Source organism: Devosia sp. Leaf64 (assembly GCF_001421945.1).
GTDB lineage: Bacteria > Pseudomonadota > Alphaproteobacteria > Rhizobiales > Devosiaceae > Devosia.
Genome location: NZ_LMLO01000018.1, coordinates 395,690 through 406,168 on the forward strand (window position 1 = coordinate 395,690; position 10,479 = coordinate 406,168).

Annotated in this window: 5 protein-coding genes; 1 reads left to right on the plus strand and 4 read right to left on the minus strand. The window is 62.1% G+C overall.

Annotated elements, in window-relative coordinates; translation table 11 throughout:
- Positions 1–194: 194 nt before the first annotated feature.
- The 4 genes from ASE94_RS11135 to ASE94_RS11150 form a co-directional block, all read right to left on the minus strand.
- Positions 195–1,367, minus strand: a complete 1,173-nt coding sequence (locus tag ASE94_RS11135) for an SAM-dependent methyltransferase (protein WP_062630442.1) — start codon at positions 1,365–1,367, stop codon at positions 195–197.
- Positions 1,364–2,965 (minus strand): peptide chain release factor 3, encoded by a 1,602-nt coding sequence (locus ASE94_RS11140; protein ID WP_062630443.1) that lies wholly within the window; start codon positions 2,963–2,965, stop codon positions 1,364–1,366. The genes ASE94_RS11135 and ASE94_RS11140 overlap by 4 nt, the downstream gene beginning before the upstream one ends.
- Positions 2,966–3,049: 84 nt before the next feature.
- Positions 3,050–3,409 (minus strand): hypothetical protein, encoded by a 360-nt coding sequence (locus tag ASE94_RS11145; RefSeq protein WP_062630444.1) that lies wholly within the window; start codon positions 3,407–3,409, stop codon positions 3,050–3,052.
- A 43-nt stretch (positions 3,410–3,452) separates the two neighbouring features.
- Positions 3,453–3,848, minus strand: a complete 396-nt coding sequence (locus tag ASE94_RS11150) for an Hpt domain-containing protein (RefSeq protein ID WP_062630445.1) — start codon at positions 3,846–3,848, stop codon at positions 3,453–3,455.
- Positions 3,849–4,301: 453 nt separating this feature from the next.
- On the opposite strand from ASE94_RS11150, the gene ASE94_RS11155 reads away from it, so the two are divergent.
- Positions 4,302–10,229, plus strand: a complete 5,928-nt coding sequence (locus tag ASE94_RS11155; protein ID WP_062630446.1) for a hypothetical protein — start codon at positions 4,302–4,304, stop codon at positions 10,227–10,229.
- Positions 10,230–10,479 lie beyond the last annotated feature (250 nt).

Below are 10,479 nucleotides of genomic sequence, written 5' to 3' on the forward strand. Positions count from 1 at the left end.
TTAGGCTTGCTGGTGCCAGAGGATATAGGCCACCCGAGCGAGATTGGGTAGGCGCCTCTTCACCTCTCCCTTTGGGGGAGAGGTCGATCCGTCAGGATCGGGTGAGGGGGCCTTCCGACAAAAACCGCAGCAAAGGCCCCCTCACACCCGTCGCTACGCGCCGACCTCTCCCCCAAAGGGAGAGGTGAAGGGGCTCAAGCCAGCCCCAGCAACCCCTCAAGATAATGCCGCTCGATCCCGAACATGGCCTTCACATCAGCCACCTTCTTCAGCGCCGCCTCACGCGAGCCGGCCTTGCCCTTTTGGGCGACGATCAGATTGTTCTTCGGCGTATGAGTATCAGAGACAAACTCGAACACCTTGGTCCGATAGCCCGACGCTTCGAGCAACAGTGCCCGCAGCCCGTCGGTCACCATTTCGGCCTGCTTCTCCATGAACGTGCCATGGCGCAGCAAGAAGTCCAGCCGACCGTCCGAGGTCCCCGCCTCCATCTGCCGCCGCACCTGCTTGTGGCAGCACGGCGCCACGGCGATCAGCTCGGCTCCCGATGAAATCCCCTTGAAGATCGCGTCGTCGGTCGCCGTATCGCAGGCATGAAGCGCAATCACCGCGTCGGCGCCACTCGCGTCATAATCAAGGATCGATCCAGGCACGAACTGCAGCGCCGCAAACCCACTCTGCGCCGCCAGCTTATTGCCGTCATCCACCAGCTTGGGCCGCATCTCGACGCCGATCACCTTGGCCGGCACACCCTTACCCTGCAGATAATCGAACAGCGCAAAATCGAGATAGCCCTTGCCCGCGCCCATATCGACAATGCGCGGCGTCTTGGCCGAAAGCTCGTGAATCAAAGGCGCAAAAATTTCGACCATCTTGTTGATTTGTCGAAACTTATCCTGCGACGCCGCCAGGACCTTGCCGTCCGCACCGGCAATGCCCAGCGCCTGCATCCACGGCTTTGCACCCGCCTCAAGCGGCCGGTTCTTTACCCGATCGTGCCCGCCGGTCGCCACTTCGCGCCCCGAGACTTCGGTCCTTTTCAGCCGAAACTTGTCGCCCTGCCGCTCGATCTGCAGGTCGAAATCCCTCGTCTCCAGCCGTCCGCTGCGAAACGACGTCGACAAGCCATCACGGACAAAACTCAGGGCTTCGTCGATGATCAGGTTCTTGGTGATGTCCCGGGTCTTGTAGCTCCAGACGAGGCTCATCCGCTCGCCGGCCTTAAGCGCCACCTTTCGGCCCTCGACGCTCTTCAAGTCCGCCTCGGCGCCATGATAGCCGCCAAGCCTAAGCTTGATGATCGACCCATCGATAAAGCCGGTCTGCAGCGCGAGGACAAATTCCTCTATGCGATCGGGGGCGCTCAATGCCGTTCCTTGGTGGTCAGGAACTTGATCTTGGGCCAATCCTGCTTGGCCCGATCCGCCCACCACGCGTTTTGCGCCAAAAACACCGGCGCATTGGCCCGGTCCTCGGCCATATTGGTCTTCTGCGCCTGAATGAAGCGCTTCAACTCGTCCGCATCATCGCTATCGACCCAGCGCGCCACCTCAAAGCCCATCGGCTCAAAGGTAATCGGCACGCCATATTCCTTATTCACCCGGCTCGCCAAAACTTCGAGCTGCAACTGGCCCACCACGCCGACGATCCAGTCCGCACCGACCATGCGGCGAAACACCTGCGTCACGCCTTCTTCCGCGAGATCGGATAGCGCCTTCGACATCTGCTTGGTCTTCATCGCATCGACGAGACGCACACGGCGAATAATTTCCGGCGCAAAGTTCGGAATGCCCGTGACATTGATCGTCGCGCCTTCGGTCAGCGTATCGCCAACCGAGAGCGTCCCGTGATTGGGAATCCCAACAATATCGCCTGCCACAGCCTCTTCGGCCAGTTCACGATTATTGCCGAAGAAGAACATCGGATTGGCCACAGCCATATCCTTGCCCGACCGCACATTCTTGAGACGCATCCCGCGCGTGAACGTGCCCGAGCAGAGGCGCACAAAGGCGATACGGTCGCGATGGTTCGCGTCCATATTCGCCTGCACCTTAAAGACGAAGCCCGAGACCTTCTTTTCATCGGGCGCAATCGGTTTTGGCAGCGCCGGCTGCGGCCGCGGCTCCGGACCCCAATCGCCCAATGTGCGCAGCAGCTCAGCAACGCCAATACCCTTCAGCGCCGAGCCGAACAGCACCGGGCTCATATGCCCCGCATGGAAGGTCGGCAGATCGAATTCGGGCAACATGGCCCGCGCCAATTCCAGCGTCTCGAGCGCCACCATGAACACAGGATCATCCACAAGGCTCTCCACCTCAAGCAGATCGTCGATCACCTCGAAATCGGCCAGCGTCTTGCCTTGCGGCGTCACCACGCGCTTTTCCAGGAGGTCGATATAACCCCGGAAATCCACCCCCTGCCCGATCGGCCACAGCACCGGCGTCAGGTCGAGCGCCAGCTTGCTCTGGATTTCGTCGATCAGATCGAGCGGCGCCAGGCCCTCGCGGTCCACCTTGTTGATGAAGGTAATGATCGGAATGTCGCGCAGGCGGCACACCTCGAACAGCTTCAGCGTCTGGCTTTCAATGCCCTTGGCCGCGTCGATCACCATGATCGCCGCATCCACAGCCGTCAGCGTGCGATAGGTGTCCTCGGAAAAGTCCGAGTGGCCCGGTGTATCGAGCAGGTTCATAGTGAGCCCGTCGAATTCGAACGTCATCACCGATGACGAAATCGAAATGCCGCGCTGCTGCTCCATTTCCATCCAGTCCGAACGCGTCGAGCGCGCGCCGGACTTTCCGCGAACCGCGCCCGCCTGCTGAATAGCACCAGCCGCCGCCAGCAACCGTTCGGTCAGCGTGGTTTTACCGGCGTCAGGGTGCGAAATGATCGCAAAGGTCCGACGGGTACGAAACGGTTCAAGATTGACCCGAGGAGAAACCTCGGCGGCACTGGCAAGGGACATGGGCTTTTTGACAAATGCGGCCGCAGCATCCCGCCCGGCACGTTTAAGATATTGGGCGCTGTATATGGCGTGACAAGGACATGGTCAAACCGCGCGATCAGCGCTTGAACTGACTTCCTCGCAAGCGTCTGCATCGAAAAGGAACTGGCCTTCGCCGTCGAGTCGATCCGGCAGATGCTCACGCCACCATGCCGCTGCCTCCAGTTGGTGCTCGGCCAACAAGTCGACAGCGAGCTTGGCGTTGACGAGATAACCGGTCATCTCGAAGCTCTTGCCGGTCAAATTGGCCCACACTTGGGCAAACCAGTTTCGCGGCCGGGTGAGCACGCCATAGGCCGCCATCCGCTGCTTTGCGCCAATGACGGGAAAGGTGAGGCCAATCCAGGCCTCGCGCACCCATTCCGGCGCTTCGCCCAAAGGCGTTCTGACAATAGTGATCTTCATTCGATGATGCTCTCATCGAAAAGGCTAGAGAAGCAATACCGCCTCAGGCCGCGTCCTGTCCGACCATGCGCGCGATAAAATCCCGAACGTCGCCGACGACAATCCCAAGATCGTCGATCTTTTCCTGCGATAGCGGCCGGCCGCTGCGCATTTCGTGTTCCATGGCCTTAGCCTGCTCGGCGATGGACCAGGCGCCGACGCCACCGGCCGCGCCCTTGATCGAGTGCAGCACGAGGCTAAGATCGTCAAAGCTCGTCGCAAGCTTGAGGCGACCATAGTAATCGGTGATCGTCGTATCAAAGAGACGGAGAACCTCACGCTCCAGCGCCTCATCGCCGAGGCATTGCTTGGCGAGATGGACCAGATCCACTGGCCGGGCAGCGCGCGTGCGAATTTCGGTGAACGGCTCTGCCTCAAATGCAGTGCTCAAGGGGGCCATTAGATGCTCCATCATAACTCGGCCAAAACTCGTAGCCGGGCGATACTCGAACCTTCAGCTTAGAATGGGTGGATGAACAGCCTCTTAAGCCCCAACTTCGCCTTCATTTGAGGGCCAGAGCAATACAGGCAAAAGTTAACGGGATTCTCGGGACCGAAAGAGCCAAAACGCCGGAAATCGAGATGTTTTGAGTGTTCTGAGCAAAACCGGACACCTAAACGCCTCTCGTTTCCACGTTAAAATTAACCTTTCGTTCGGAAATCCTTCGGTTTGCATCAAATTGAATGTAATAGTGAACGTTGAGCCAGCGCGCGGCGGCGAGGGGTCGGAACCGTCGAGGCATTTGCATCGAATTGTTCCTATTTGACCACGGGCACCGAAAGGTGTTCGGGGCTAGATATACTCCTAATGCCCGCTATGCGCTGCAGTGCCGACGCGAGAGTTGTAAAGAGTATGGCCAATAATCAGAACACCCCGAACGATCCGGCTGCGTTGGCCTTTTCGGCCGTAGAAGACGCGCTCAAGGAATCGGTGTTCAGCCTCGATCCAGCCAATCGGCCACGGACCGAAAAGAAGCCGGAGCAGCCACGCTCCGAGCGTCTTCGCGCCGCCGATAAGATCGCGCAGCAGGCCGGTTCGGTCGCCAATGACGATCGCGCCTCTGCGGCCCGCCTCCTTTATGGCCTCCAGAATCGCTCGTCGGCGACGCCGACCTGGCTCGCGACTGTTCTGTCCGTTCTCTGGGTCGCCGTGGCCGGCACAGCCGCTGTGTTCCGCTATGGTCCCGAAATGGCCAATTTCGGCCAGTTCGCCGCCTCCATCGAATTCATCGCCATAGTCGCGATCATTCTTCTGCCCGTTCTCGGCTTCTTTGCTGTCGCCACGCTCATTCGTCGCGCGCAGGATTTGCGCAATGCCGCTTCCTCGATCACCCAGGCCGCCATTCGCCTTGCAGAGCCGGAAGTGACCGCAGCCGATAAGGTCGCCTCTGTCGGCCAGGCTGTGCGCCGCGAGGTCAACGCCCTGGGCGATGGGCTTGAACGCGCCCTCTCCCGCGCCAGCGAACTCGAAGTGATGATCCATAACGAGGTCACTGCGCTCGAACGGACCTATTCCGACAATGAGTCGCGTATGCGCGCACTGATTGCCGAACTGGCTAACCAGCGCGAAAGCGTGCTATCCAACACCGAGCGCGTGCGTGAGGCAATCACCGAAAGCCATACCGGTCTCGTCTTCGATCTCGATATGATCAGCCAGCGCATTGCCGGCACCATCAACGAAAGCGGCGGCACCCTGGCTCGCGCCCTTGAAAGCGGCGGCGATGTTCTCAACGGCGCTTTCTCTGAACGTGCAGAGAATTTCACACGCCTGATGGACAATCGGACCACCGATTTCCTCGCCTCGCTCGAACAATCCGCTGGTCGCGTCTCCGGCGTTGTCGAAGACAGCGCGTCGCGCGTCGATTCCAGCTTTGAAAGCCGCACCCGCGATTTCCAGGCCAATATCGAGCGCCACATCCAGAGCCTTACCGAAGCGCTCGACGCCCGTGCCGGCACCATCGGGTCCTCGCTCGATTCCCAGACCCTGATGCTGACCACGGCCATTCAGGACAAGACCGACGCACTGGCCAATCTCCTCGCCGTCAACTCGACCAAGCTGATCGATCAGTGGGGCGAACGCGGCGATCTGGTTAACCGCGCGCTTGAACAGCTCGGCAGCCGCGTCGGCGAAGATGTCTCCGACCGCGCCCGCGAAGCCGAAGCCATGCTCGGCGCCCTTACCCGCCAGCTCGACGAGTCGGTGTCGATCCAGCTCAATTCGCTCGAAAGCCGTCTGCAGTCCGCGCTCATCGAAATCAATGGCGCTCTTGATGACACGGCCGAACGCGCGCGCATTACTGTATCGTCGGCCGGCCAGGATTCGCTCGGCCAGTTCGACGCCCGCCTAAGTGACATCACCGGTCAGCTCGACCAGCGCCTCTCCGCGCTCGACAATGTCATCGGCGACAAGGGCGATCAGCTCCTCAACCGCCTCGATCAGCACGGCTCAAGCTTTGCTACGCGCGCCAATGTCCTCGAAATGGCGCTCAACGAAGAATCGGGCCGCTTCAACGAAGTCGTCACCGAACGCACTCGTGAGATGAACGAAGTGATCGGCGCCAAGACCGCCGCCATCACCGAAGGCCTCGCAACCCGCACCCGCGAAATCTCCGAGCGTCTCGACACCTATGCCGAGACCCTCACCGAGACCCTCGATACGCGCACGGGCCGCATCGACGAAGTTCTCTCCTCACGTGCTCAGAACCTCACCGAAGCCCTCGACACCCGCGCTGGACGCATCGACGAGGTCCTCTCCTCACGCTCGCAGACCCTGACTGAAGCCATCGACACGCGCGCCGGCCGCATCGACGATGTGCTTTCTTCGCGCTCGCAGACCCTGACCGAGGCTCTCGACACCCGCGCCGGCCGTCTCGACGAGGTCCTCTCCTCGCGCGCTCAGACGCTGACGAGCCGTCTCGACACCTATGCCGATACGCTCAATACCGGCCTCGATAGTCGCGCCAACCGCATCGACGAAGTGCTGTCGACCCACAGCCAGAACCTCGGCAATAGCCTCGACGCCTATGTCGATACGCTCAATACGGGGCTCGATAGCCGCGCCGAACGCATCGATTCTGTGCTCTCGAACCACGGCCAGGATCTCGGCAACAAGCTCGACGCCTACGCCGATACGCTCAATGTCAGCCTCGACAGCCGCACCGCCCGCATGGACGACGTTCTGAACGCACGCTCGCATGAGCTGTCCAATCGCCTCGATTCCTACGCGCAGACCCTCGACCTCAGCCTCGAAAGCCGCGCTGCCGAACTCAATGATCAGTTGCAGGCACGCATCGGCGAAATCGGCCAGGCGGTCACCGCCGGCGCTGAATCGCTGGAACAAACCCTTGCTGGTCGCGGGACCGAGCTCAGCGAAGCCATCCGCACCCGCTCTCAGGAACTGGGTCAGACGCTCACCATCAGCACCCAGGCGTTCGATCAGGCCGTTGCCGGCCGCACGCAGCGCCTTGCCGATACGCTCTCGGAGCGCACCAATACGCTTTCGCTCGAAATCGAAAGCCGCACCAATGCGCTGAGCGGTCAGCTCGAAAAGCGCACCCAGACGCTGGCCTCGACCCTCGACGCCAGCCAGGGTGTTCTCGCCTCGACGCTCGATGAGCGCCAGGCCTCGCTCACCAGTACGCTTGAAGAAAAGCAGGCACAGTTCACCTCGGCTATCGAGGAACGTGCCGGCCGGTTCGTCGGCGATCTCGACGCGCGTACCGCCACCATGGCAGGCGCTCTCGATACCCGCACCAACGAACTCAACGCGTCGTTCGACCGTCGCACCACCGAGCTCACCGCAGCGCTCGACGCACGCACTCTCGAACTCGCGCAGGCCGTCGGCACCCGCACCACGCAGCTCGCCAGCACCCTCACCGCCCGCACCGAGGCGCTGTCCGATACGCTGTCGAGCCACACGACCTCGATGGGCGAAACCATCGGCATGCACACGGCCGAGCTCGCACAGACGCTGGATCAGCACAGTGCCGCCGCTCGCGAATCCATCGACCAGTCGCTCCGCACCGTCACTGAAACCATGTCGACCCGCATGGACGATATGTCCTCGACGGTTGCCGGCAAGGTCGCGGAAATCGGCACGGCGATGACGCAGAATCTGTCCTCGGCTCTCGCCCGCGTGGACGAAGCCCAGGCCGGCGTGACGTCGCGTATTGATGCTGCCAGCGTCAGTTTCGACGAAAACGTCCGCAAGGCCACGCAGATCGTTGAAGCCGGCGTCGATGCCGCGCGCCAGTCGATGGTCGATCTCGTCGATTCCCGCCTTGGCACCCTGCCCGAGGCCATCACCGCCCGCGCCGACATCACGGCCGAGCGCCTCGCAGCGCTCAACGCCTCGATCAATACCTCGATCACCCAGTCCATGGCCGATCTCGAAGCCGGCGCTGATCGCATCGAAGAAACCATCTCGACGCGCATCACCGCCGCCACCGAAAATATCTCGGCCGACGTTGCCGCCACGGCCACCCGCATGGATTCGGCTGTTCGTAACGCACTCGACCAGATCCGTCTGGCTGCTGGCTCCATCGACGACATCGTCTCGGTCCGCGCCGTCCAGACCGTCGAATCGCTCGAAAACCGCCTCAGCGAAATCAACAATTCGGTCGAGACCCACACCAGCCAGTTTGCTTCGCTTGTCGATGAAAAGTCGGGCGAACTGCAGATGGCCCTGCGCAGCCACGGCAACCTCCTCCGCGAGGCCCTCACCGGCACCGCACGCGACGCCGAAGAGATCATGGCCGTATCCTCGAGCCGCATCCTCACCGATGTCACCTCGGCCCTCAGCAAGCTCAACGACTCCAATCTCTTGCTGCAGCGCGTGCTCGACGCCTCGACCACCAATCTCGCAACGCTCGAAACCAGCATTGCTCAGCAGACCGCCAGCTATGCCGGCACCATGCGCGACGCGATTGGCCAGACCGAGGAAGCCGGCGTCATGGTCACCCGCCATGTCGGCGCGCTCCAGAGCACCATCCAGTCCATGGTCGACGAGTTCGCCGGCATTCTTGGCAAGCTCGATATGGAAGTTGTTTCCATGTCCCAAGCCTCGCGTGCCCTTGAAGCCACCAGCTCAACGGCCCTCGATTCGCTCGAAGACCGCCGTGGTGCCATGGATGCCCTGGCCCACAGCTTTACGACCCGCGCCGACGATATCGACAATCGTATGCGCCTCTTCGCGCAGTCGATCGCCGATACGGTCAACGATACCGAACGCCGCATGATCTCGGCACGCCGCGCCATGGACGAGGCCCTTGCCGCGACCAGCAGCACCGTCACCGAAGCGCTCACCTCGGCGACATCGACCGTCAGCGACGCGCTCTATTCCACCAATGAACACTTCACTGCGACGCTCGAAGAACGCAGCGCCCAGGTCGACAACGCCGTCCAGCGCGCTGCCGAAGCTGCCGCTGCCGCCCTCACGCACACCTCGTCTTCGGTGCGTGCCGCACTTGCAGCCCAGGCTGATCAGGTCAATTCGAGCCTCGAAGACAATTCCAACCGCGTCAGCGATCTCCTCGCTTCGACCGCTGGCAGCGTCACCGATGTTCTGAACTCGACGACGAGCTCGCTGAGCGAAACCATCGCGGAATCGACCAGCTCCGTCCGCAATGCCATCACCAGCAATACGGGACAGCTGCGTCAGGCCATCGATCAGTCGACTGGCGCATTCCGCCAGACTCTTGATGAAACCGCCGAAGAGGTCACGGGCCGGCTTGGCGATTTCCGCGAGACCGCGGATGGCGAAAGCCGTCGCACCAATGCAGCTCTGCAGGAAGCCCAGCGCCGTCTGGTCGCCGAAATGCAGCAGGCCATCGAAGACGCGACCCAGCGCTTCGGCGAGACAGCTCGCGCCATGCGCGAAACGGCTCGTGAAGTCGGTCACGAACTCGAAGCCACCCGCGCCGAACTCGCCCGCGGCGTCAACGAGCTGCCCGAGGAAACCCGCGCCAGCGCGGCCGCCATGCGTCGCGTCGTTGCCGAGCAGATCGAAGCCCTCAGCGAACTCAACGCCATCGTTCGCGGCCAGCCGGCAACCCACGATCTCACCGATCGTCGCGGCAGCCAGCCCCGCGTCTCGGCCCGCCAGCCCGAGCCGGCGCCTTACCAGCCGCCGCGCCAGCCCGAGCCGGCCCCGGAAACCTACCGTCCGGAACCGGCCGCACAGACCCTGGTCGATCCAATCCGCACCCGCCCGGTTGAAGCACCGCGCCCAACTGTCCGTCAGCCGGTGCAGGCCCAGCAGCCCGTCCAGGCCGCGCCTGTCGCTCAGCAACCAGTCGCGCCACAGCGCACCGTAACGCCAACCCCGGCCCCCGCGCCACGCCAGCAGCCTGAGACGGCTCCGGCAGCTGGTGCCGAAGGTGGCGGCTGGCTCCGCGATGTTCTGCGCAACGCTTCGGCCAGCCAGGCCGGCCAGCAGCCTGCCCAGGGCCTCTCCACGCTGACCGAGGAAATCGCCAACGCTATCGACGACAATGCACTCGCAGATGCCTGGGGCCGTTACCAGAATGGCGAATCCAATGTCTTCTCGAGGCGGATCTACACGCTGACCGGCCAAGGCACCTATGACGAAGTCCGCAAGCGCTTGCAGCGCGATCCGGAATTCGCCCGCACCGCCCAGGCCTATATGGGTGACTTCGAGCAGCTCCTGAAGCGCGCCGCCGCCGGCCCTCGCGCTGCGGCCGAGACCCGCGAATACCTGCTCTCGGATCGCGGCAAGGTCTACACAACCCTCGCCCACGCCAGCGGCCGCCTCAGCGCCTGAAGCCAGCGATAACAAACAAAAAGCCCCGGACCATCCGGGGCTTTTTTATTGGTTGTTAGTCCGAAGGCCTAAAGACGTCCAACAGGTCTGCAGCCCGCGGCACGTCACTCTGCACTGGTAAAACCATCAACCGCGAAGCAGTGAGACGCGCATATGCCTCTCGAAACACCGCTCTTCCCTCGGGCTCGACCCGAGCAACTGTGTTGTTGGTTCAGGTTTTGAAGGGCGTTTGGTCTCTCAGAACGGCATT